Source organism: Paenibacillus sp. FSL R5-0623, assembly GCF_037974265.1.
GTDB lineage: Bacteria > Bacillota > Bacilli > Paenibacillales > Paenibacillaceae > Paenibacillus.
The window spans coordinates 1,303,677-1,327,766 of the sequence record NZ_CP150233.1; the positions used below are offsets into that span (position 1 = coordinate 1,303,677).

Sequence of the window (24,090 nt, forward strand, 5' to 3'; positions counted from 1 at the left end):
AACTCAGGTTCATTACCCTGATATAGCTGAATTTTTACCTGCATCACGCGCATGGGTGTACAAGTCTGCATATACACCTTTGGCTGCGATTAGTTCCTGGTGCGGTCCTTCCTCCACAATCTCGCCATTCTCCATCACCAGAATTCGATCGGCATGCATCACTGTGGACAGGCGATGAGCAATGACAATGGTGGTGCGTCCCTGGGATACCGATTCCAGCGCCTGCTGCACGAGCTGTTCCGTGTGTGAGTCCAGATTGGCGGTTGCCTCATCCAGGATGAGCACTCGGGGCTGGAACACCACGATCCGGGCAAATGAAATCAACTGCCGCTCCCCAGCGGATAGTCCGCTTCCGCGTTCCGACAGATGCGTATCATATCCTTGAGGCAAACGTGAAATCATCGCATGTGCCCCGACAAACCGGCAGGCCTCAATCGCCTGCTCTCGCGTAATATCCTCACGAAACATTCTCACATTATCAATAATGGAACCGGAGAACAGGAAGGGTTCCTGTTGAATCAGACCCACGATCCGATGAAGCTTAGCCTGCGGCAGATGCCGGATATCGGTACCATCAATCTCGATACTGCCCTTGTCTACATCATAGAAGCGATTGAGCAGGGAGATCAGTGTGCTTTTGCCAGCGCCTGTTGTTCCCACAATACCTATCATTTCACCCGGATAGAGGTGCAGGTTCATCTGTTGGATCAAGGGCCGGTCTGCCCGATAACCAAACGACACATCATTAAAATCAATCTGGCCCATCACATTCTGCGGTTCCAGCGAGGAGGCCATACCTGTTTTGGGATCAGCAACTTCGGGCCGCGTATTCAGAATGTTCCAGATGCGATCCATCGACACGGTGGTGGACTGGAATGTATTCCATTGCATCGTAATCTGGTTAATCGGTTGAAAGAACTGACGGATATAGCTGATAAACGCATATAATACCCCGACTTGCAGGGACTCACCCAGTACGGCGCGACCTCCAAGCCAGACCATCATGACCAGTGCTGCATTACCAAGAATATCAAACGTCCGGTTGAAAATAACATTGGAGCGGGCTTGCGTAATGTTGGCTTTCAGATGGAGTGCATTCTGTTCCGAGAAACGTTTCTTCTGTTCTTCCTCCTGGTGAAAAGCCTGAATCAAGAACATACCGGACAGGTTCTCTGCTGTAAATGCGATCAAACGGGAAAGCCGGGTACGCGCATTTTGATAAGCTTTCCGCAGTCGACTACGGAATAATACCGCAACCACCGCAATGACAGGCAGAACGATCAGGGAGTATGCCGCCAGCACAGGATCAAGTTGGAACATAAAGACGATAATGAGCACCAGCATCATACCATCCCGAATCAGACTGAGCAGTACTTGAGTGAAAAAGCTGCTGATGGTCTCCGTATCACTGGATACGTTTGTGACCAGACTGCCGATATGGAAACGGTCAAAGAAGGACATGGACATCTTGGAGATATGCTTGAACAGGTCCTTTCTGATCCGGGATACAATGTTCTGTCCTACGTGCTGCAACAGATTATTCTGGATATAGGTAAAAATAAAACTGATGACAGCCAGCCCAAGAAAGATGGCTGCGAGCTGAACGAGAAAGCCCACACTGGTCTGGCCCACGGCCAGATGATCATCGATGGCAATCTTCACCAGATAGGGTTGCAGCAGATCTGCCGATATGCCAAGCAGTGAGCAGAAGAAGATACCGGCAAAAGCCCATTTATGCGGTTTGGCGTATGCCATCATGGCCTTAAACGAAGTTCGTTTACTCTGATCGGCCTCTGCATCTGGGTGAAGTTCAGCGTTAGTGTTAGACATGATGTAATCCCTCCTCCTGCAAACGGTAGGTGGCCGCATATAACCCCTTGGCAGCCATCAACTGCGCATGTGTTCCCTGTTCAGCGACTTGCCCTTCATCCAGAACGATAATATCGTCCGCATGACGGACCGCGCTGATGCGATGAGAGATGATTAATGTAGTCTTGCCCTTGCCGATCTCGCGCAAACTGCGCAGAATACCACTCTCCGTGACGGCATCAACCGCGCTCATACTGTCATCCAGAATAAGTAACTGTGCTTGTTTGATCAGTCCTCTTGCAAGGCTCGTTCGCTGACGTTGTCCACCAGACAGGGTGAGTCCACGTTCGCCAAGCAGTGTATCGAAGCGATCAGGAAAACGGACAATATTATCATAGATCATGGCTTGCCGTGCACTATGTTCCACTGTATCCAGCGATACTTCCCGGTCGCTAAATGCGATGTTATCCCGGATGGTGGTACTAAACAGGAATCCATCCTGAGGGACATAGGCGATGCGCGATCTTAGACTTTCCAGCGACAGCTGCCGAATATCGGTACCATTGATGCGAATCGTTCCTTCAGGTGGTTCATATGTACGCAGCAATAGCTTAACGAGAGTACTTTTACCTGAGCCGGTCTTGCCTACAATACCGACCGTTCGCCCGGCACGGATATGGAGTTGAATGTTTTGGAGAGCAGGAGATGAACTGCCAGGATAGGAGAAGGTTAGGTTCTCCATGGTGATATCTTGTACGGTTTGGAGCGATGTAGCTTCAGGAAGTTCACGCACATCCGCTACTTCGCTGAGCAGGTCATTCACCCGCTCCAGGGATGCCCCGGAGCGCTGGACAGTATTAATGACGTTACCGATCTGTTGAAGCGGTCCCATGATTATGCGCAGATATAACGTCAAGGCGACAAAACTTCCGAGTGTAATGGAATTCTGCATGGTCATAATTCCTCCAACAAGAAGGGAAACAACCAATGAGATCGCTCCGAGTAGCGGGAGCAAAGCCTGAAACAGGGAAGACAGGCGAACAAGCCGCAGCTGTTTGCTTTTGATCGCATCGACGGTGGTTCCAAAACGTTCACGGGCGCTGTCTTCGATGGCAAATGTCTTGGTGACGCGAATGCCACCCAGCTGCTCTTCCGCCGATTCCGTCATGGTAGCAAGTGCTTCCTGCACGTCGCGAGATCGCTTGCGAATCCGCGGACCAAAAAACACGACCAGAAATGGAATCGCCAGCAAAGGAACAACACTGATTAGAATGAGCGTCAACGGAATCCCGCTAAGTAGCATCATGACAATGCAGGACAACAGCAGGAAGGTGGCATTGGTCATGAGCGTCACGCCATTGGATATCGCTTCACGTACGGAAGTAACGTCATTCATGACATAACTGAGCAGCTTTCCGTTCCCCTGTTTGGAGAAATAATGCTCGCTAAGTTCGGAAAACTTACTGAATATACGCTCACGTGTCATGAATTCGAAGCGTCGACCCAGCTTCATAATCATGAATTGCCCAGTACCGAACAGCACATTATACCCGATGGCAATAGCCAGAAGGGACAGGCTGTACCTTACGACCGTCTGCATCTGAAGCGTGTTCTGCATTAACTGATCCGTGAAGCTGCCGAGTATGCGGGGCAAGGATGCTTGCCCGACATTGGAGGCAATAATCAGAAGAACAGCAGCCAGATAAACAGGCCAGTTCGACACAACATAACCGCGAAGTAATCCTTTCTTGGACATAAGCGTTGTTCTCCTTTTGTTATAGGTGAAGTCAGTTCAGCAGGTGGAGTCAAGAAAAGGGCCGACACCTGTTATTAGCGCGTCGTGCCCTCTTACTGTATGCGATCTGGTTCGTTGTTTATCCGTCATCCGATGGATTTCTCTATTCTTATTTTTGCGCTAATCCGATGGGATGTCAACGAAGCCAGTTAGCAATAGCAGGTGGCCCCGATTAGTGACAGCGGAGAAGAGTTGTATGCCGTGTTCTCGTGTTGTATTCACCAGATGTCGAAATTACTGAAACATTTTCTAGGGATACCCCGTCTGTAGGAATGAAGAGGTAAAAAATAGGCTTTACTAAACATATGGAGGTGCCAGGAAATGAAACATAAAAAAGGATTGGCCGCAACACTAGCGCTCTGCGTTTCTTTGACAGCAGGAGGTGCATCGGTATTTGCTTTCACAGATGTGAAGGATGAAGGGCAGAAGTCGGTTGTAGATTCATTGAAATCAAAAGGTATTGTTAACGGAGTAACAGAGGATCTGTTCCGTCCAGATCTTGCATTGTCCGAGCCACAAGGTGTTCAACTGATTGTGAATGCATTTGGTCTGAAAAATGAATTTGCGGAAGCATCCGCTCAGAATAAAATCAGTCCGGACACTTGGTATGCTGACGCTGTTCAAGCCGCTACTCAGAATGGACTGTCCATTCCGGTTGAAGTGAACCCGCAGGGCAAGATGACGCGTGAACTGTTTGTCATTTTGCTACATGAAGGGATTAACACAACCGGGAATTATCCGGTCATCATGAAGTATAATCTTGTTAAGGACGAAAATAAAATCGGTAAGGACGCCATATCTGCAGTCCAGAACCTGCTGAACATGAACATCATTGAACTGGATAAGGACGGGAATTTCCGTCCAGATCAGTCGCTTACCCGTATGGAGGCTGCAAGCATGATCTTCAATGCACTTGAGTTTGTGGATAAACACGGCAATGGCGGCTCGGCAGAGCCAGCTCCAACCACTCCAGGTGAAGGCCAGCAAGCGATCGTACCTGAAGTGACAACGACGAAGGTAGATGACAAAACAACCAAAGTTAAACTCAGTGCTGAAATGCCACACCCTGGTTATGGATTGAAGATTGATGATGTGAAATTGGAGAAGGATGGACGCGCTATCGTGCTTTACTCCATTATTCAACCTGATCCAGACATGATGTATCCGATGGTTATCACAAATGTGACTGCAGAAACGGATATCCCAACGGGATATACGGCAGAAGCTCAACCTTCTGGCAAGTAAATTCACTGCAAACCATACAAACTAAACGCTGATTAAACGGATATGTATTCTCAAACCCACCTTCCATATATGTATGGAGGGTGGGTTTTTCATTTGAGTTGAAGTGAATTAATCTCAGTCGGGTTCCATGACAACTTTTCTTTTGTATGATAATTTAAATTACACTTTATGAAGTTTTATAAATCATTTGTGTTATGTTTATTAACATAAATATCTAATCTATGAAATATATAATGGGTATTTGTTAAGGTTATATAGCTAAATTTATGTTATCGTAGCGGCTTACATTATGGTCTTTTTCAAAAAACTCACAGGACCCAGTTTACAAGCCTTGTGCAAAATCTACATATACGACTCGATATTCCCAGTGTCTACAGGCGTTTATGTATCATATAGGCAAAGATAAAAACAACATATATACGAAAGAGGGAGGAGAATTATAGAATAAGGGCAAGCAATTACAGGTTTGTAATATGCGATAGGTATATGGAAGAAAATATTACACTTTGGTTTAACATTTAAGTGGCTTTCCCTGAAGTATGATGCGTTTAGACATGAACACCATGGTCAGGTAAGTATGTGGGTTTTGACTTTAAGGCCTGTTTTCTAACCTCTGTTTAGATCCAACATCTTTCCAAGTTCGTAGGATACAACTCCAAATGACATCTAAAGGAGGGAAAAGGGTCAAATTCTACATGTTTTACTTCCCCAAAATGACAATGACAAGCTGATAACAAAAGTGTAAACCCCCGTTGTAACAGTATATTCCGTGATTTTAAGAGTGAAGATGGAAATGGCATATTTACGAATTAGAGAATGATCCATAAACTCAGTATGTAAGCGTTACCAATTAGGAAGGGGAACAGAGCTGCTCGTCATGGAAACGCGGTTCGGAAATCCTTCCTTATATTTAAACAGGCGTGCTGGGCTCTTCCTCACAAACGGCCGGATTTTCATTAGAAAAGGAGGAAACAACTGATGCAGCTAAATGGGGAGTCTCCCTCGACGCAAAACTTAGCGGTAAACACGATTCCGAACAGCAAGAAAAATAAATTATGGAGAAGGACGATTCGGAACTGGGAGTTGTATCTGTTTATCGCGCCAGCATTTCTATACTTTCTGATATTCCATTATGGTCCGATGTACGGCATACAAATTGCATTCAAAAACTTTATTCCAACGCTTGGTGTCACGGGAAGCCCATGGGTCGGATTCGATCATTTCATCCGTTTCTTCAATTCGTATTATTTCTGGGATTTGCTATGGAATACTCTTAGCATCAGCTTGTATGAGTTGGCCATAGGTTTTCCGCTGCCAATCATTCTTGCGTTAGCGTTCAATGAAGTAAAGGATTCCTTTTTCAAACGTACCGTGCAGACCGTCACGTATGCACCGCATTTTATTTCGGTCGTTGTCATGTCGGGGATGATCATTACCTTTTTATCACCCTCGTCAGGCATGATTGTCAATTTGGTACAGTCCCTTGGTTTCCAGTCACCTCAATTCCTGACGGACCCTGCGTGGTTCAAGTCAGTGTATGTACTGTCAGGAGTCTGGCAAAGTGCAGGCTGGGGCACCATTATATACCTTGCCGCTCTATCGGGTGTGGACCCGCAACTGCATGAAGCGGCTGTGGTAGATGGTGCGAGCCGGTTTAAACGGATTTTGCATATTAACATTCCAGCGATCATCCCTACAATCACCATCTTGTTAATTCTGAATATGGGCAGTATTCTGGGCGTCGGATTCGAGAAAATCCTGTTGCTGCAAAATCCGCTGAACATGGGCTCGTCCGATGTCATCTCAACATTTGTCTATCGGTCCGGTCTGGTCGATGCGCAGTACAGTTTCTCTACGGCGGTGGGATTGTTCAACTCCGTAGTGAATGCAATTCTTCTTATTACCGTGAATCAGATTGCACGCCGCACCAGTGAAAACAGCCTATGGTAAAAGGAGGGAATACACATGTCATCCGCTGTGAAAGAAAGCAGAAGTGATAAATTGTTCTTATTGTGCAATTACATCTATCTGACGGTAGCGCTCGTCATTGTGCTGTATCCGCTGTTATACATCATCAGTGCTTCAATCAGTGATCCCAAATATGTAGCCTCCGGTGAGATGTGGCTGCTACCCAAAGGCATTACATTTGAAGGTTATGCCCGGGTGTTTGAGAACACCAACATCTGGATTGGGTACAAAAACACGATCATCTATACCGTTGTAGGCACCATCGTTAACCTGATTGTTACACTACCCGCAGCCTATGCGCTCAGCCGCTCGGACTTTGTGGGACGAGGGTTCTTCATGGCGATGTTTATGGTAACGATGTTCTTCGGAGGAGGGCTTGTCCCAAGTTACCTGCTCGTTAAGGATCTTGGTATGGTGAACAGCATGTGGGCACTAATTCTGCCTGGAGCTGCATCCATATGGAATATTATCGTATGCCGGACGTTCTTCCAATCGACCATTCCCAAGGAGTTACAGGAAGCGGCACATATTGATGGATGTACCAACACCCGGTTGTTCATCAAAATTGTGCTCCCGCTTTCCATGCCAATCATTGCAGTGATGGCACTCTTCTACGGAGTTGGACACTGGAACAGCTATTTCAGTGCCATGATCTATCTGAATGATTCCTCCAAGTACCCGCTGCAGCTCTTTCTTCGCCAGATTCTGGTGCTTCAGGAAATGGCGGCACAGGGGGGAGGCGCTATCGATACGTCTTCAGCAACGGCGATGAATACCAAAGCGGAGATCGCTGCACTGGTCAAATATGCTGTTATTATTGTTGCCACCCTACCGGTCATTGCGGTGTATCCATTCCTCCAGCGTTACTTTGTACAGGGTGTTATGATCGGTTCCGTTAAGGGATGATCTTAATCCATATACCACATTAAACAAGGGGAGTTGTTGTCATGAAAAAGCTTCGCAAGGCTTCATCCATTACACTCTGTCTCACCTTATTCGCAACATTGATTGCAGCTTGTGGTTCAACCAATGAGGACGGAAGCGCGACCTCCAAAGTAGAGGGGGTCAAAAAGGAAGGTTTCCCCATTGTGGACAAAACACTAACGTTGAAGGTCATGTCCCAGGATGCGGGCGTAGCCGACTGGAGCACCATGCCTGTGCTGCAAGAAATGGAGAAACTGTCGGGCATCAAGCTGGAGTACCAGCTCTCACCAATCGACAGCTTTGAAACGAAGAAAAATCTGGTTTTCGCGAGCGGTGACTTGCCAGATATGTTCTATGCTGCGGACCTCAAGCCTGCTGAGCAGGTGACTTATGGTAGCCAGGGCATTCTGATTCCGTTGGAAAAATACATTGACGAAGGTTACGCCCCAAATATCAAAAAGATTCTCGATGAGAACCCGGATGTCCGCAAATCATTTACAACACCTGATGGGCATATGTATGCACTCCCATTCATTGATAAAGCGGCCGTGTGGTATAGAGGCCCAATGTGGTACAACGGGGAATTCTTGAAGGCACTTAACGTAGAAGAGCCCAAGACTACGGAAGAATTGTATTCGTATCTCAAGCGTGTAAAAGAAGAAGATCCTAATGGCAATGGTCAGCAAGATGAAATTCCGCTTACTTCTGTAAAACTGGATGATCTTCGCATGTTTTTCTTCGGCTTCTGGGGAATGTACAACGAAGGCATCTATTCCGATAAAGACGGAAAAGTTCACTATCCTTATCAAGAAGAAGGCTACAAAGGTTATCTGACATTCATGAACCGCTTGTGGAAGGAAGACTTGCTGGATCATGAGACCTTCTCGCAAACAGGCGATCAGAAAAAAGCAAAAGGTGAAAGCAACAAACTTGCACTATTCAACGATTACCATCCATACTTCACGCTCGGTGGTGAACCTAGCACGGATCATCCGCTGATGACACCCGTGAAGAGCGAGGTAGCAGACTCTCCGGTATACGGCAAGCATCCGGGCATGTCGGCTCGCGGTACCTTTGCTATTACAAGCAGCAACCCGTCACCCGAGGCGACGATGCGATGGATCGATTATTTATACAGCTATGACGGTGCGACACTGTTCAATCAAGGCCCGGAAGGTGTGCTGTGGAAATTCAAAGACAAGGAAAATCATGTGAAAGAGTGGCTCCCTGTTCCTGGCGGCGGTGATCGTGAGGAATACCGGGGTAAAATCACGCCGAACTTTGGTATCCTGACACCGGGTATTAATGATCCGGATGTAGCGAAGGGGCTACGCACCGAATTTGATGAGTGGATTGACCAGCAGAATCAAGAGAAGTTGGTCCCTATCGGAAAAGCACCATTTCCTAACGTTTATCTGACGAATGAAGAGCAAAGCGAAGCAACCGCTTTATTGTCTGACCTGGATACGTACGTCAAACAGATGGAAGCGAAGTTTGTGACCGGCCAGGAGCCGCTTGAGAACTGGGATAAGTACATTGCACAGATGAAGAAAATGGGCAGTGACCGTATCATCGAACTGTATCAGGGGGCATATGACCGCTGGAATACTGGAGAATGACCTAAAGATTTTTCACAGATAAGGACTCTCGAAAGAGGTGTGACAGATATGCAGAAATGGTTTGAAGAAGCCAAACTGGGGATATTCATCCACTATGGCATCTATGCGGTGGACGGGGTTGCGGAATCCTGGTCCTTCTATAATGGCAGGATATCCTATGAAGAATATATGAAACAGTTGGATGGTTTTACGGCATCGGAATTTAATGCGGAGAAGTGGGCGGACTTGATTGAGAAGTCTGGTGCCCGGTATGCCGTATTAACAACGAAGCATCATGACGGCGTTGCTCTATGGGATACGCAATATAGCGATCTCAATGTTGTCAAACAGACACCAGCGAATCGGGACATTGTGAAGGAATATGCGGAAGCGATTCGGGAAAAGGGCATTCATCTGGGGATGTATTACTCGCTGATTGATTGGTCACACCCGGATTATCCTAGCGTGTATGAAGGTGGAAAAGTACCGGAGGATCTCAGTAGTGTCAACCGGTATTCAAGTCCTGTGGACGGCGTTCAGGATCAGGCAAAGTGGCAGAAGTTCCTGCAATTCAATAACCATCAACTGAGAGAGATTTTAACAAATTACGGAAAGGTGGATCTGCTGTGGTTTGATGGGGACTGGGAACGGAGCGCCCAACAGTGGAATCTGCCGGAGTTCAAGCATTATCTGCAATCTTTTAACCCGGATATCATCATTAACTCCCGCCTTCAAGGTTATGGGGATTACAAAACGCCTGAGCAGGGCATTCCGATTACAAGACCGGAGGGACCCTGGGAATTCTGCACCACGATCAACAGATCTTGGGGTTATGTGCCAACCGATCATAAATACAAATCGTTAAATCAGATCATTCGAATGTTCTGTGACTGCATTTCGATGGGCGGTAATATGTTGCTGGATATCGGTCCGCGTGAAGATGGCACCATCGATCAGAGGCAGGAGGATATTCTGCTTGGACTGGGAGCTTGGATCCGAACCCATGAGGAGGCTGTCTTCGGTACGGGTGAAGGCATTATGCCTCGCTATTATCTGGGGGGAAGCACTGTATCCGAGGATCGAAAGGCGCTGTACCTATTCGTGTATGACGATCCAAAAGAGAATGTGTGCATCAAGGGTCTCTGCAATCCGATCAAGAAAATTACCGTGCTGCATTCGGGCAAAGAGCTGAATCATGAGATTCATGGGGGCGTGCCTTGGTTCAATATCCCGGGGACAACGTGGATCAAGATGACCCCGGGGGACACGCATGAACAGGTGACCGTTCTTAAGCTTGAATTCGATGAGGAGCTGGAAATGTACGGCGGCTCTGGAGCCGTTGTCACCCATAACTAACCATTACGGGGAGGGCATGTGCTGGTAGATGCATGCCCTCCCTTACGAATTGGAGAGAGTGACATGAACAGAAGTGGAGTGCCAGAACCCAGGATTGAGTATGCTCCCAAACATTATATATGCAAGCGTGCGCAGGAACCGTTGGTGTTAGACGGTCGTGTGGATAAGGCATTTTGGAATGCGGCTCATTGGACGGATGATTTCGTTGATATCGAAGGGGATCTTCGTCCGAAGCCAGAGAAACAGACACGGGTAAAAATGCTGTGGGATGACGACTATTTCTATTTTGCTGCCGAGCTGATTGAAGATCAGATCTGGGCTACCCTGACTGAACGTGATTCCGTTATTTTTTATGACAATGACTTCGAGATTTTTATCGATCCCGACGGGGATTCCCATCAATATTATGAGTTCGAGATCAATGCGCTCAATACGGTATGGGACCTGTTATTAGTGAAGCCTTATCGGGATGGTGGGCCTCCGGTTAACGGTTGGGATATCAGCGGTCTCAAGACGGCCGTATATATCGATGGGGAACTGAACAGACCTGATGCAGAGAACCGGAAATGGAGCGTGGAAGTCGCGATTCCCTGGGCCAGCCTTAAGGAGTGCGCCGAAGGAAACCGTCCACCTGCGCCGGGTGAGTTCTGGCGTGTCAACTTCTCGCGTGTGGAGTGGCAAACCGAGGTACAGGACGGTGAGTACCGCAAGGTGTTGAATCCAGATACGGGTAAACCTTATCCGGAGGACAACTGGGTTTGGTCACCTATGGGTATTATCAACATGCATTACCCGGAGTTGTGGGGTTATGTTGTATTCTCGGTTGACGGAACGGATCAGTCGTTTGAGCTGCCGGAAGACGAACGAATCAAATGGGAGCTTCGCAGGCTCTACTACCGTGAACGCAATTATTATGAAACCCATGGTGAATTTACACAGGATGTGAAGCTGCTTATGGGTGAGGAATCGTGGAGCTGTGAGCCTGTTATTGAAACGACTCGCAGCCTGTTCCAGATTACTGCGCCGTCTTCGGACGGAACGGCCTTGATCTGTATTCGGGAAGACGGAAAGCTGTGGAGGGAGTGATAACGCAATGACCAGCCAAACCTTGGTATTTTCCCTTGATGCACAGTCATTGGAGAGAATCGAGCAGAAGTTCCAGGAGAAGGTACGTTTTGCAGAGGCCCGCAAATCGGAATTGTTTCATGTTTTTCAGCAGGAGCTAATGCATGAAGAGGCATGGGCGTTGAAGTATGTCTATGCCTATATGCCGGTAAACGACATGGCTGATTATAATGGGGACTTGTTCTTGAGCCATGTGCGCCGGGCTTTGGACACTCGCAAACGTGTGCCTTGGGGAGAACGCGTTCCTGATCATTTGTTCCTTCATTTTGTACTGCCTTATCGCATAAATACGGAAAATATTGAAGATTTCCGCGGTTTGATATATGACGAATTAGCCGAGCGGACAGCGAAGTTATCCATGGCTGATGCCATTCTGGAGACCAATTACTGGTGTCATGAGAAAGCGACCTATATTGGCAGTGATCTGCGCACGATATCACCGCTGACGATGATCCGGAATGCTCGTGGTCGATGCGGCGAAGAATCCACGCTGGCGGTGGCTGCTCTTCGCAGCATTGGCATACCCGCCCGTCAGGTCTACACACCGCGCTGGGCTCACTGTGACAGTAACCATGCTTGGGTAGAAGCCTGGGCTGATGGTCAATGGTATTACATCGGGGCATGCGAGCCTGAAGCCCGTCTGAACCAAGGGTGGTTCAGCCCACCAGCCCGCAGGGCCATGCTGATTAATACGAGGATATATGCCGACTATCCCGGACCAGAGGATATTACGCTCTCCGAAAAGGGATTTACGGAGATTAATTTACTTGAGAACTATGCGCCCACACGCAACATTTATGTGAAGGTGAAAAATGAACAGGGAGAGCCTGTACCCGGCGCGAGTGTCCGTTTTGAGCTGTACAATACGGCTGAATTCTATCCGATTGCCGAGATTAGGACGGATGCACAAGGGGAAGCGACCTTTAAGACAGGCTGTGGTGACCTTTTGATTCGTGCGGTCAGCGGCGGCAAGTGGAGTGAAATCCTATACAAGGCTCGGGGAAATGAGCTTGTAGAGCTTGTGCTGAACTCGTCAGAGCAGCCCACAGGGATTGTAGATTTCGATATGGTTCCTCCTCCGGAAAGGGAGGGAGAGGTCGTGGTTGCATTACCGGAAGAGAAGATTGAGATTCATAATCGTCGTCTGGAGGAAGGAGCGCAGACCCGGAGCGAGTATGAGGACACGTTCCTGAGTGAGGCGGAAGCTGTATCGCTGGCTAACAAGGTTGGACTGCCCTCGGTGCGAGTATGGGATGTTCTCCGCAAGGCACGGGGGAACAGCCGGGAAATTGCAACCTTCCTGGAGGAATGTTCCAATTCATACGGTGAGTGGCCGCTCCGGTTGCTGGAGTCGATGAATGAAAAAGATTTAATTGATACCTCTCGTCAGACGCTGGACGATCATCTGATTGGTGCTCTCTCGCAGCAAGGATCATGGGCGGAAGATACGTTCGTGAGATACATCCTGTGTCCGCGGATCTCCTATGAGATGCTGGTCCCTTATCGGGGTGTATTCCAGAATGCCTTTTCGGCAGATGAAGCGGCAACTTTCAGGGAGAATCCCTCGCTACTTGCTCGAATACTGGAACAGCAATATGAATACTATGAAGACCTTCCTAATCTAAAAGGCAAAGGGAATCCGATCGGGACGTTTAGTCTAATGAAGGGAGACTCTCAGTCGCTGGATATTTTGTTTGTGGCTGTATGTCGCAGTTTGGGTATTCCGGCCCGATTACATCCGAGCGCACAGAAACCACAGTATCTAAGTGACAGACGATGGGAGGATGCAGTGTTTAGTCTCACCTCACCTCTAACTCAGGAGAGTACAAGCTGGGGAATGCTCCAACTTCATAGGGATATAAAAGCTCCACACGATACACCTGCAGCATCTTATTTCGAAAACTTCTCGTTTGCCCGTCTGGAAGATGGCGTCTACAAGACGTTGATTTATCCTTATGGCAGTACGGATGTCTATAGTGAGCCATATGAGGTTGAGGCAGGCGCTTATCGCTTAACGACAGGCGTTAGGCTGAAAGATGGAACGGCAAAAGTACGCTTTGTTTACTTTACCGTGAGCGCCGGAGATACCACTGAGGTTGTATTGTCTTATCGCGAGAATGAGGTTGATATTCCTGTGCTGGGTAAACTGGTACCAGAAAGTATTCTGACCCGTCTGGATGGTTCAGAGGTGGAACTGGAGGAACTTCTGGGATCGGAGAGTGCCATTGCTGCCTGGATTGAACCGGAGCGGGAACCGACCAAACATCTGATTCGTGAACTGTGCGAGCTGGCAGAGCCGCTGGATAAGCTGGGTATACCAATCGTACTCATAATCGGAGATGCAGAATGGAACGCTTCCTTTGATCCTGTTGGTTATCCGAAGCTTCCTGTGCGCACGGTTTTTGTACGAGACTCCAGTTATGCTTCCTTGTCCGGTTACATTTCAAAGCCTACAGCCCACGAAGCAGGTTATCCACATTTGTTTGTACTGGATACTCAGCATCAAATCCGTTATACGGCTTCCGGGTACAAGATTGGTACCGGGAAGGAAGCCTTGCAGATAGCTGCTGCGATATATCAATCATCGAATGGATCGGAGTGAAGCGTGTGACGAAATATATTGCTGCGGGTTATGCCGTTGATTCAGTTCTTCCTGACATGACACATGAGGATCTGTCGAAGTTAACACATCTGAACATAGCCTTCGGACATGTCAAGAATGATGCAATCACTACCGAGCATTTAAAAAACGGCCATGTGATTCGGAACATCAAGCGGGAGCATCCGAATCTTACAGTACTGCTGTCTGTAGGCGGATGGAGTGCAGGCGGTTTTTCCGAAGCTGCCTCAACCCAGGCGGGTAGGGAGAGCATGGGTGCATCGGCAGTTCGGATGCTGGAGGAATATCCTATCGACGGGATCGATCTGGATTGGGAATATCCTTGTTACGGTGAAGCCGGTATCGCATTCAGCCCAGATGATAAACGGAATTTCACCTTACTTCTCAAGACAATCCGGGAGGCACTGAGTGCCAAGGGAGAAGCGGATGGCCGTCATTATCTGCTCACTATTGCGGCAGGGGCTGATCAATACTACGTTGATGGTACAGAGATGGCCGAGGTGCAACAGTACCTGGACTATGTCCAGTTGATGACCTATGATATGCGTGGCGGTTTTCAGGTTCTGACCGGACACCATACGAATCTGTACACGCCAACAGGAGATCTGTTTCGAATCAGTACGGATGCTTCCGTGAACCTGTTTGTTCGCGCTGGTGTCCCGAAGGAGAAAATTGTGATCGGAGCTGCGTTCTATTCCCGGATCTGGAATGAGGTTCCTGACCGAAACCACGGGCTCCATCAAATGGCTGGTAGCACAGGCGGCTACGGTCCGTCATTTGCCGAACTGGAAGCGAAGTACATTAACAAGAATGGTTACACCCGTTATTGGGATGAAGAAGCCTGTGCACCGTTTCTGTTTAATGGGTCCAGCCTCATATCTTATGATGATGAAAAATCGATCCAATGCAAATGTAATTACGTAAAGGATCAAGGTCTGGCCGGGATCATGTTCTGGGAGTACGGTTGTGATCCTACTCACCGTTTGCTGGGTGCAGTGCATCAAGGGCTGAAGGTTCTTCCGGCTGGGAAAAGCGGATAAGGCCGCCGGCCGCGACGAATCAGATTATTTCTTCGAACTAAAAACATACGAAGGGGCCGTCCTGTACGTCATGAGCATGACGTACAGGACGGCCCTTGTTTGCGTTATTTTGGTCTAATGAATCTGGCACATGTTAGACGATATCTCGATTTATCCAATACATTCCTCGTCATCATCATCAGGGGAATCGGCGGAGCTGTTGGGACGGTGCAATTTACGGTATTGCCCTGGGGTATAACCCGTCTCTTTTTTGAATTTGCGGATGAAGTTTGGTGTATCCAGGTAACCGACACGCGTGATGATATCTTTTAACGGATCGGTTGTATGCAACAGTAGTCGAATGACCTCATCCATCCGTTTCTGCCAGATATATTGGGTAAAGTTCATGCCGATCTTTTCTTTGAAAGAACGACTGAAATAGGATGAAGAGATCGTGAATTTCGATGAAATCGTACCCAGACTGAGATCATAATCAGAGAAATTGGCATCGATATACGCAACGATTTCATCCATAAGAGAGCTTTCTTCCGTCTCACTCTTCGCCTCGACATGGGCGCAGATTTCGGCGGCCAGGCCTGTCAGTTTTTTCTCCAAATCCTCCAACGAGTCGTAGGAAGTGATCCTTGGAAGTTGATCAACCACATGATGTATTCCAAGCTCCGAAGCGGTTTTGAGCATTGTATTCAGAATATCAAAGCAGATGCAACGCAGCAACGGTACAGATGGCATTTCGGATTTTAGGGTATTCAACGCAGTTGACACCATCTGAACCGCCACATCATAGCTGCCTTGTTTCAAGCTCTGAACCAGCTTCAACAATACATCCTTGGGGACCCAGAAGGAAGAATCCTGTATACCTGAACCGGAAAGGTCGTTAAAGTATGTACTGCTTCCCTGTCCATGCAGCATCGATGCTTCCAGAGCGGTCGAGGCCTCGATGTAGGACTGATTCAGCTGTTTCGGATAAGTGTACTGATTGCCTATCCCGATTGCGGGCGCGACACCGGTGTGATCTGTCACCATCCATTGCAGTTTTTCAACAATAGGCTCCATACGGGCATTTAAGCTACCTTCATGCTCTATTTCGGCATCAAATCCTATGATAAGGGCTAATTGGTCTGCCTGTGGCTGCTCCACGCCGTAAGCATAAGCGGACAACTCCGGCAGCTCCACATCGTTCATCAGCTGCATGACAGTAGGTTGCTCGGGGTTATCACCGTTAGGAAAAGCATGCATTTCCCAGCCCATGATCATGACAAAATAATGGGATCGGTTAAAGCGTATGCCAAGCTTATCCGTAAACTCAGAGGGGAAATCTCCGGTGTGACCATGCTTCAGTAACATGAGTAAAATGTGATTGCGAGCATAGGGCTCCTGAAGATCTACGCGCTGACTATAATCATGCAATGTTTTCTTGATCCATTCCAGCTCGTTGGTGGTGGAGGATGGATCAGGATCATTCTTTAACCGAATGAACTCCATTAAGTCTGAAATCGGATGATACTGTCTTCGGGCCAACATAATGGCGAGGAACGTGCCCATCACCACCATGAAGGAGAAAACGAGAACAACAAAGGTGCGAATATGAACGATTCGGCTAAAAAATTGGTTGCTAGGCATAGCGGTCACATAAGTCCAACCCGCATCCGATTTAACGGATACAACCGAATGGGGTTCTTGATTTAAGGAGATGCTGTGCGTCCCGGGTTCAAGAGCGAACAGAGCGTTAACTTCCTGCTCGGATATGATTTCTCCCTTGTAATTGGCTGCCAGTACTTGCCCGTAATTATCGAAAATATACGTCATCCCGTGATAGTCACTGAGGATGGAATCAATTAAGCCTGTCAGATTGGACTCGTGAATCAGGTACATGACGGTTCCATGGGCGGGCGTATTGTTAGGTGCAATCGGTACAAGATAGGCCAACATGGAATTGGGTATTCTGGTTCCTTGGACGACCTGCTCCGCTGGACGTATCGTGGGGGACTGCACGTTATTCAAATCCCGGATCATGTCTGTTTTGTTCCACGTAGTAAATTTGTAGCGGCCAGTGAATACATCCAGATTCTCAGAACCTTGAGAAGAATAGATGTTATCATCTCCGCGGAAGAACAGGAATAACTCATTGATAATGGAACTTGTGGCTTTGTATTTGACCAATGCACCGATCGATTCCCGGCTATAGTACGGATGGTGGGTCCAATACCGCGTTAACTGCTCATCGTACGCGATGCGAAAAGCGATGTCCTGTAATTCCTTCATGCGATCATCGATGACCGTTTTGGCTTGAGTGAGCTGATTGACATTGGTCTGTTCAATCTCTGAACGGAGCGTGTCCACAGCGTTGTGATAAATAATGATGGTTAAAATAACAAGAGGGATGAGGAAAATGGAGATATAGGATAGTGTGTACTTAAGCAGAAGCTTGGACTTGAAGTGATTCCATTTCATATCTGCAACCTCCCGTTTTTCTTTCGTGCTGCAGCGATAGCGCTCTCATATGGGCAGTGAAGGTATTGCCAAGATGAGAGCTGCTGGGGTGTTCCTTCTAAAAATACTAGGAGAACTTCTCTAATAAAGCAATGGTTCTTTTATAAATTCCAGTGCAATCCGTTAGAAAGATATAGCTATAGCAAAATCCCCTCAAAGTTCACTCATTTCCTTATGCTACCACACAAGGTTTTTCAAAGAGTATCTACTTTAAGGGGATATATTTGAGCTGATCATATATTATATTTTCTAATTATTGAGTATAGGAGTTAAAACGACTATTCTTCCAGAGGTTCATAGTCAAACCAATCGTAACTTGCAGGCGTACACTCCCCCGATGGAGCATAAGCGTACATGGCGATCATCACACCTGTGAAACCACTTGCCACTTCGGTAGATAACAGATGTGTTTCCCCTGAACCTACTTCGATAGCATCGGATGAGCCTTGCTGGTAGAGGAACGTGAAGTGATTACGGTCAGCCTTGATTTGTAATACAACCGGCCCCTTGTCACAGTCAAGCACCTGTTCGGTTCGCATAGAGCCGACGGTTCGTCGCAATACGATTTTCTTCTGACCGTCAATCCGAGTTACAGCCAAATCATAATGATATTTATGATTCATAAATACCGTTAATCCAGCTTCCTCACCGCTCGCATTTGGCTCATAATACAGCTCGGTGGCCGTATTGCATAAGAAATGGCTTAATCGACGCCCGACAAAGGCAGGATTTTGTCCATCATCGAGTGAAACCGAATGACCACGAAGGATGAGCTGCCCGGGATTCTCAGTGAGCGTCCAACTATCCGGAGCCGGGTTCCGCAAGAAGATCCAGTTCATGTCCAATGTTGGTTCGTCAAAATGATCCCGGATAGCCTGAGGTGACCAAGGGTGCTCAGGCAACGAAGGTCTGGATATCTCCGGCTCAATATGTCCGTCCACACCGATCATTGGCCAACCGTCATCCGTCCAAGTGACAGGTGCCAGGAAGGTCTCGCGTCCCAGATGGTGCCGCATCGGATAACCTGCTGGACGAAGGCCCAGACATACGGCCCACCAGCTTCCATCCTGGATCTGGACAAGGTCTGCATGACCGGTTGCATGGATACTGGATTTCATGCTTCGATTGGACATAATCGGATTATGAGGACAAGGATCAAAGGGTCCGTATGGATCTGTACTCCGAGCAATGGTCTCCATATGACCATACTCGGTTCCACCTTCGGCGATCATCAAATAGTAGAAGTCGTTTATTTTGTACAGGTGGGGGGCTTCGGGGGCTGCTCCTCCGGTTCCGTTCCAGATCAATCGGCTATTGGTTAGTTTGGTTCCTGTCTTGATGTCTATCTCACACTGATAGATGCCCTCGCCTTCATTTCCATTACAGGCCGTTTGGAAATACACACGACCATCTTCGTCAAATAGAAAAGAGGGATCTATACCATCTTGATCAACAAAGATGGGAGCAGACCATGGCCCTTCGGGTTGGGTGCTGCGTACATATAGATTTCCACCGCCGCTGACATTGGTTGTTGTCATATAGAACCAGCCATCATGATACCTGAGTGTTGGGGCATAAATGCCGCCAGAGCTGCCTGCATTTGCTAGAGGAAGTTGTTCTGGGGTAGTAAGGACATGGCCGATCTGTCGCCAGTTTACAAGGTCTTTGCTGTGGAAGATGGGCACACCAGGGAAATATTCAAAGGTACTGGTTACCAGGTAATAGTCTTCATCTACACGGCAGATACTCGGATCTGGATAAAACCCAGGAATCACCGGATTGGTATATTTCATCATGTTATGCTCCTATTCATTTCGAGAGTTTAGTACGAATCTGGACACATTGAAAATCCCTGCTACAAGGCGAATTATAACGCCTTTAAGTATATTGCACCTTGATTTTTCGGTCCTGGAATAGCATGATATAGACATTCAACCCAACAATGTTCGTGGAGGGGAATGCTTTTGAGTAATGCATATTTGAGATGGTTTACTTCAGATCATCAACAATTTCCGTTTTTTATTCAGTACGGTGGACATGTTGAGGACATGGAGCTTCATAATCATATGGACTTTACGGAACTTGTCATTGTTCTGAGTGGTCATGCAACCCATGTGGTGAACACCGAGGAATTTTTTATTAAAAAAGGGAACGTATTTGTGATTAATGGCGACACTCATCATGCGTATAAAGACCCTCATGATTTTAGGATCTGTAACATTATGTTCAGTCCCGAGATGCTTGCTTTGGCTGGGCCCGATCTGAGAAAATCTAACGGCTTCCAGGCGCTGTTTGTTTTGGAACCGTTTTATCGTAATATTCACTCCTTTCCGAGTAAACTTTCGTTATCCATTTCCAGTCTGGAGTATGTAGAATCACTGATATCGTTCATGATTGAGGAGTATCAGAGTAAACAGCAAGGGTATCAGACGATGTTGATCTCACGTCTTACGGAGATGGTTGTTTATTTGTCGAGGCAATATGATACACAGGAGAAAGGAATCGAAGGTAATAATCTGATGCATCTGGCAAATGCCATTTCATTTATTGAAGATCATTATCTGGAGCCACTGTCGCTGGAGGATATTGCGGGGAAGTCGAATATCTCAATAAGGCATCTGAATCGGATTTTTCGATCCTATTATCAGATGACCCCGATCTCTTATCTGCAAAAGTTGCGTCTGGAGAAGGCATGTCATTTGTTGAAAAACGGGAACTTGTCCATTACGGAAATTTCGTATGAATGCGGGTTTAACGACAGTAATTATTTCACCCGCCAGTTTAAGAAAGCTTTTGGCGAATCTCCCAAAACATACAGGCAGACTCATTAATACATGACTGAATAAAAAAACCAAAACAGGGCCTCCTCATAGGGAGGTCCTGTCTGCTGTCTCAGGGAAAAGGGGGAATTCAATAGTTCAAGAGCCGTCCGTTGTCATGCCACTGACCGTACATTTTATTTTCCTTTGTGTTGGTTATGAACTTATCCAATCTGCTCTGGAATAATGCTGGCTGATTCTTAACACTTTGGATCGTATCGATCCGAACGTTTTGATACAGGACAGGGAAGGTCATGAAATTTGCATAAACCTGCTGGTCTTCTTTCAGCCTTTGTTCGATCACACCATCAATAATGAAAGCAGTCGGCTCCATAACAGGAAGAACCTGTCTACCCTCGTCATGCATGAAGCCCAACTTTTCAAGTCGACGGACACGTTCCTTGTTCAATTCAGTCCATGAGCTGCGTTTACTCCTAGGAGATAATCTCTGTGCTAATTGAGTCTCGGATATTTTCTTTTTGACTCCATCGATCCAGCCAAAGCACAGCGACTCCTCAACCACGTCCAAATACAGCAGGGTGTTCGGTAATGGTTTTATGCTTATCATTACCCAGCAAGATTTCTCAACTTTTCCATGTGTCCGCAACCAATTTCTCAATTCATCCCTCGACGTCACGGGGATACAATGTACATTTTCCATTCGATTGTCAGCTATGCCTGAGCCGGTTCCTGATACCAAAAGAGTGAATAGTCATTCATGATGGAGGCATGCCCCAATTGACGAAGCATGGTAGAAATATTGCCTCGATGATAGGTTCCGTGGTTAACCACATGGATTACCATGTCCGATAAGCTGGTTTCACGAACTCCTGCAAATGGATTATCGAGTAGAATGGTTTGCTCCAGATTAGCTTGGCCTCGTAACCACTCACTGTATTGTGCCGACAGGTCGGTAAAACATTGGATGTACTCATTCACAGAACCGTGAATTTCACTATTGAGTGGTATGCATGCTTGCAGTGCCTCGGGCATCCCGGTGCCAGTTAACACCAGATACCACATCTTATCCACTGTATAGATATGGCTGAGTGCGTGAGCAATGGTTGGATATGAACTGTTCACTTCCTGACTCAGTACAGAAGAGGGCAGTTCCTTGATTCTGCCCAGGATCGTTTGGTTGGCCCATGCGTGGTAGTTATACATTTGTTCCGGATGATTCATTGATGATCGTCTCCTTTAATTTGGCTATAGATTGGGTTAACTTACTGAGATGATTATAAAAAAAGAAGTATGACAACAGCGTGTCATACTTCTTCATAGAGCTTAAGTGCGTTTCGCAGTTGTTCTTTCAGAATGTCTCGTAATTCAATCGGTTCAAGCACCTCAGCGCCACTGCCCAAACTAAGTAAGAACGACCATAACCACTTAGCTTGTAACGGCTGATGAACCGAGATACGCATCGTCATACTTCCATCCTCGTGAAATTGCTTATCTGCCTGTTGAAAATGATCCATGGCTTCCGCGAGCGCTTCCGGGTTCACCCGAAATACCACATCACTTACCTGATCTTGCCATGACGGATCTGACTCAACCGTCTCTTGGGGAAGCTCAAGGTGGGGTTGGAAGTGTTCCGATGTCAGTTGCACGTTCATCATCCGGGACAGTCGGAACTCGCGATAATCCTGCCGTGTCTGGCAAAATCCATATACATACCAATTACGATATTTAAAATGAAGTCTTACCGGTTCAAGATGGCGGGGTGTATGTTCATTTTTCGTATTGATGTAGTCAAAACGGACAACCTGATGATCGGTAATACCTTTACGCAGATGAGGAAGGGCGTCAGGTTCTGTTCGGCGAGTCTCCAGATCCACCGACAGACTTGAGGTTTGATGCTCCGGTCCAATCGTTTGCAGACGTTCAATCGTGCCTTGTGCACGTGCATCTTCGAATACTGTGGATAGACTGCTCAGGACCGTGATCAGGGAATCCACATCATAAGAACCGAGCAAGCTTTTATCCATCTTGTATCCGTCCATCATGCCGTAGCCGCCTTTGAGTCCCTGATGGGAGACGACCGGGAAGCCAGCGGCACAGATTACATCAATATCCCGATAGATCGTTCTTGGGGACACCTGAAACTCTTCCGCCAAGGTGGAAGCAGACAATACTTCGTGGTTCAGCAGTTTGTATATGATTGAGATTAATCGCTCCAATTTCAAAAGGTATCCCCGCCCGTTATTCCATTTTATCATTACAGGCCATTATTATATCACATGAAAAAAAGAGTGCTGGATAGCACCCTTTTGAAGAAACATGATTGTTGTTGTATTTGAACAGTTACGTTAGCAGATCGATCGAACTTAATTAATATCGAGTGAATCGTCAGAGCCGGCTCTACTCTTCTTGCACGTTATAGAGAACCCGAGCGAGCAGATTCTGTCCATAGTTGCCGAAGTTTTTACCAAAGATCGTTAAACCCCGTTTGTTCAAAGGTCCGTCCGTAACCGCAATGCGGAAATGAATATCGCTTTTGTAATCCAGCCCAATCTGGTCCAACGTCACGTCCGAGATGCGGCATCCGTCGATATAGCTGCCTTCCTGTGTAATCCGGATCAGCTTCAGCATGCCGTACTGATTCAAGTGCGGAGGCCACCATTCCGGGTTGAAGGTACCGCGTGTATTGCCAAAATCGCCCGGACTTGTCCAGCAGCCAATCTCAATACCGTTGACATAGAAATAAATATCCGAAGGGTAATTGTCACAAAAGCCAGGGGCCTCCGATCCCAGTTCCATCGACAATTGAATTTCGCTAAAGGACTGATTAGGTTTGAGATAGTTGGGAATCCGATACTCGAGATAACCTTCAGCCAGCCAGATCATCTCCGCATCAATTCGCAGTGGATCAGCAAAGTAACGCGGATCATCGAACTCTCCAACAATGCTGTCCCGGGTAGCGAGACCACATGTAGGTGCAGCCTGATAATCGCTGTAATGACCGACCTGAATTTCCACTTCATAACGATTGTTAATCTCCTGTGAACGCAGATCAACCATCAATTTTTCCTCATTAAGATAACATATCTTCTGAATTCCATGTTTGCCAACCGCGGTGTTGATCTCGATCAATCCGCTCTCTTCAAGTTTCTTGATATGCATTGTGATAGCGCCATTGCTCAGTCCCAGCTTGGTTGCAAGATCATTGAGATTAAGACTTTGGTTCTTGGCCAGCAGCTCGATGATCTGAATCCGGATTTCCGAACTGAGCGCTTTGAAGATATTCACACCCGACATCAGATCTTTAATATAAATCATAGGTGGATTTCCTTTCCCCGTTCTG

The 24,090-nt window shown here is 47.1% G+C and carries 17 protein-coding genes; 9 read left to right on the forward strand and 8 right to left on the reverse strand.

Annotated features, from left to right (window positions below; translation table 11 throughout):
- Positions 1–12 precede the first annotated feature (12 nt).
- Complete coding sequence (locus MKY92_RS05835; RefSeq protein WP_339299638.1) at positions 13–1,830, reverse strand: ABC transporter ATP-binding protein; 1,818 nt, start codon at positions 1,828–1,830, stop codon at positions 13–15.
- Positions 1,823–3,565 (reverse strand): ABC transporter ATP-binding protein, encoded by a 1,743-nt coding sequence (locus MKY92_RS05840; RefSeq protein ID WP_339299639.1) that lies wholly within the window; start codon positions 3,563–3,565, stop codon positions 1,823–1,825. The genes MKY92_RS05835 and MKY92_RS05840 overlap by 8 nt, the downstream gene beginning before the upstream one ends.
- A gap of 360 nt (positions 3,566–3,925) precedes the next feature.
- Between MKY92_RS05840 and MKY92_RS05845 the strand changes: the two genes are divergently transcribed.
- The 8 genes from MKY92_RS05845 (at position 3,926) to MKY92_RS05880 (ending at position 15,480) form a co-directional block, all read left to right on the forward strand.
- On the forward strand, positions 3,926–4,849 hold the full coding sequence (locus MKY92_RS05845; RefSeq protein WP_339299641.1) for an S-layer homology domain-containing protein: 924 nt from the start codon (positions 3,926–3,928) through the stop codon (positions 4,847–4,849).
- A gap of 978 nt (positions 4,850–5,827) precedes the next feature.
- Positions 5,828–6,799 (forward strand): ABC transporter permease subunit, encoded by a 972-nt coding sequence (locus MKY92_RS05850; protein WP_339299643.1) that lies wholly within the window; start codon positions 5,828–5,830, stop codon positions 6,797–6,799.
- Between the two features lie 15 nt (positions 6,800–6,814).
- The gene (locus tag MKY92_RS05855) at positions 6,815–7,723 is read left to right on the forward strand and encodes a carbohydrate ABC transporter permease (protein ID WP_036668765.1); all 909 of its coding nucleotides are present in this window, start codon (positions 6,815–6,817) and stop codon (positions 7,721–7,723) included.
- A 41-nt stretch (positions 7,724–7,764) separates the two neighbouring features.
- On the forward strand, positions 7,765–9,360 hold the full coding sequence (locus MKY92_RS05860) for an extracellular solute-binding protein (RefSeq protein WP_339299644.1): 1,596 nt from the start codon (positions 7,765–7,767) through the stop codon (positions 9,358–9,360).
- A 48-nt stretch (positions 9,361–9,408) separates the two neighbouring features.
- Positions 9,409–10,695 carry an alpha-L-fucosidase gene (locus MKY92_RS05865; protein WP_339299645.1) on the forward strand — a complete coding sequence of 429 codons (1,287 nt, stop codon included), beginning with the start codon at positions 9,409–9,411 and terminating at the stop codon, positions 10,693–10,695.
- A gap of 63 nt (positions 10,696–10,758) precedes the next feature.
- The gene (locus MKY92_RS05870) at positions 10,759–11,781 is read left to right on the forward strand and encodes a carbohydrate-binding family 9-like protein (protein WP_339299646.1); all 1,023 of its coding nucleotides are present in this window, start codon (positions 10,759–10,761) and stop codon (positions 11,779–11,781) included.
- Positions 11,782–11,788: 7 nt separating this feature from the next.
- Positions 11,789–14,422 (forward strand): transglutaminase domain-containing protein, encoded by a 2,634-nt coding sequence (locus MKY92_RS05875; protein WP_339299648.1) that lies wholly within the window; start codon positions 11,789–11,791, stop codon positions 14,420–14,422.
- Between the two features lie 5 nt (positions 14,423–14,427).
- On the forward strand, positions 14,428–15,480 hold the full coding sequence (locus MKY92_RS05880; RefSeq protein WP_339299649.1) for a glycoside hydrolase family 18 protein: 1,053 nt from the start codon (positions 14,428–14,430) through the stop codon (positions 15,478–15,480).
- A 150-nt stretch (positions 15,481–15,630) separates the two neighbouring features.
- Here the strand turns inward: MKY92_RS05880 and MKY92_RS05885 are convergent, their stop codons facing one another.
- Together MKY92_RS05885 and MKY92_RS05890 are read right to left on the reverse strand one after the other, a co-directional pair.
- Positions 15,631–17,931, reverse strand: coding sequence for a helix-turn-helix domain-containing protein (locus MKY92_RS05885; protein ID WP_339299650.1), 2,301 nt, complete (start codon positions 17,929–17,931; stop codon positions 15,631–15,633).
- Positions 17,932–18,248: 317 nt separating this feature from the next.
- Positions 18,249–19,763 (reverse strand): glycoside hydrolase family 43 protein, encoded by a 1,515-nt coding sequence (locus MKY92_RS05890; protein WP_339301709.1) that lies wholly within the window; start codon positions 19,761–19,763, stop codon positions 18,249–18,251.
- A gap of 171 nt (positions 19,764–19,934) precedes the next feature.
- On the opposite strand from MKY92_RS05890, the gene MKY92_RS05895 reads away from it, so the two are divergent.
- Positions 19,935–20,801 (forward strand): helix-turn-helix domain-containing protein, encoded by an 867-nt coding sequence (locus MKY92_RS05895; protein ID WP_339299651.1) that lies wholly within the window; start codon positions 19,935–19,937, stop codon positions 20,799–20,801.
- Positions 20,802–20,880: 79 nt separating this feature from the next.
- Here MKY92_RS05895 and MKY92_RS05900 read toward each other — a convergent pair whose 3' ends face one another.
- The 4 genes from MKY92_RS05900 to MKY92_RS05915 form a co-directional block, all read right to left on the reverse strand.
- Complete coding sequence (locus MKY92_RS05900) at positions 20,881–21,450, reverse strand: YdeI/OmpD-associated family protein (protein ID WP_339299652.1); 570 nt, start codon at positions 21,448–21,450, stop codon at positions 20,881–20,883.
- Between the two features lie 11 nt (positions 21,451–21,461).
- Positions 21,462–21,971, reverse strand: coding sequence for a DinB family protein (locus MKY92_RS05905; RefSeq protein WP_339299654.1), 510 nt, complete (start codon positions 21,969–21,971; stop codon positions 21,462–21,464).
- Between the two features lie 83 nt (positions 21,972–22,054).
- Positions 22,055–22,972, reverse strand: coding sequence for a YafY family protein (locus MKY92_RS05910; RefSeq protein WP_339299655.1), 918 nt, complete (start codon positions 22,970–22,972; stop codon positions 22,055–22,057).
- 175 nt (positions 22,973–23,147) lie between these two features.
- Positions 23,148–24,065: a winged helix-turn-helix transcriptional regulator gene (locus tag MKY92_RS05915; protein ID WP_017690213.1), complete on the reverse strand. Its 918-nt coding sequence runs from the start codon at positions 24,063–24,065 to the stop codon at positions 23,148–23,150.
- Positions 24,066–24,090 lie beyond the last annotated feature (25 nt).

What these genes read in the sequence shown, in the direction of transcription:
- MKY92_RS05875 (WP_339299648.1), top strand. Translation starts at nt 11,789, where the DNA reads ATGACCAGCCAAACCTTGGTATTTTCCCTTGATGCACAGTCATTGGAG.
- MKY92_RS05860 (WP_339299644.1), top strand. Translation starts at nt 7,765, where the DNA reads ATGAAAAAGCTTCGCAAGGCTTCATCCATTACACTCTGTCTCACCTTA.
- MKY92_RS05835 (WP_339299638.1), bottom strand. Translation starts at nt 1,830, where the DNA reads ATGTCTAACACTAACGCTGAACTTCACCCAGATGCAGAGGCCGATCAG.
- MKY92_RS05850 (WP_339299643.1), top strand. Translation starts at nt 5,828, where the DNA reads ATGCAGCTAAATGGGGAGTCTCCCTCGACGCAAAACTTAGCGGTAAAC.
- MKY92_RS05900 (WP_339299652.1), bottom strand. Translation starts at nt 21,450, where the DNA reads ATGGAAAATGTACATTGTATCCCCGTGACGTCGAGGGATGAATTGAGA.
- MKY92_RS05840 (WP_339299639.1), bottom strand. Translation starts at nt 3,565, where the DNA reads ATGTCCAAGAAAGGATTACTTCGCGGTTATGTTGTGTCGAACTGGCCT.
- MKY92_RS05870 (WP_339299646.1), top strand. Translation starts at nt 10,759, where the DNA reads ATGAACAGAAGTGGAGTGCCAGAACCCAGGATTGAGTATGCTCCCAAA.
- MKY92_RS05855 (WP_036668765.1), top strand. Translation starts at nt 6,815, where the DNA reads ATGTCATCCGCTGTGAAAGAAAGCAGAAGTGATAAATTGTTCTTATTG.
- MKY92_RS05845 (WP_339299641.1), top strand. Translation starts at nt 3,926, where the DNA reads ATGAAACATAAAAAAGGATTGGCCGCAACACTAGCGCTCTGCGTTTCT.
- MKY92_RS05865 (WP_339299645.1), top strand. Translation starts at nt 9,409, where the DNA reads ATGCAGAAATGGTTTGAAGAAGCCAAACTGGGGATATTCATCCACTAT.
- MKY92_RS05885 (WP_339299650.1), bottom strand. Translation starts at nt 17,931, where the DNA reads ATGAAATGGAATCACTTCAAGTCCAAGCTTCTGCTTAAGTACACACTA.
- MKY92_RS05905 (WP_339299654.1), bottom strand. Translation starts at nt 21,971, where the DNA reads ATGAATCATCCGGAACAAATGTATAACTACCACGCATGGGCCAACCAA.
- MKY92_RS05890 (WP_339301709.1), bottom strand. Translation starts at nt 19,763, where the DNA reads ATGAAATATACCAATCCGGTGATTCCTGGGTTTTATCCAGATCCGAGT.
- MKY92_RS05915 (WP_017690213.1), bottom strand. Translation starts at nt 24,065, where the DNA reads ATGATTTATATTAAAGATCTGATGTCGGGTGTGAATATCTTCAAAGCG.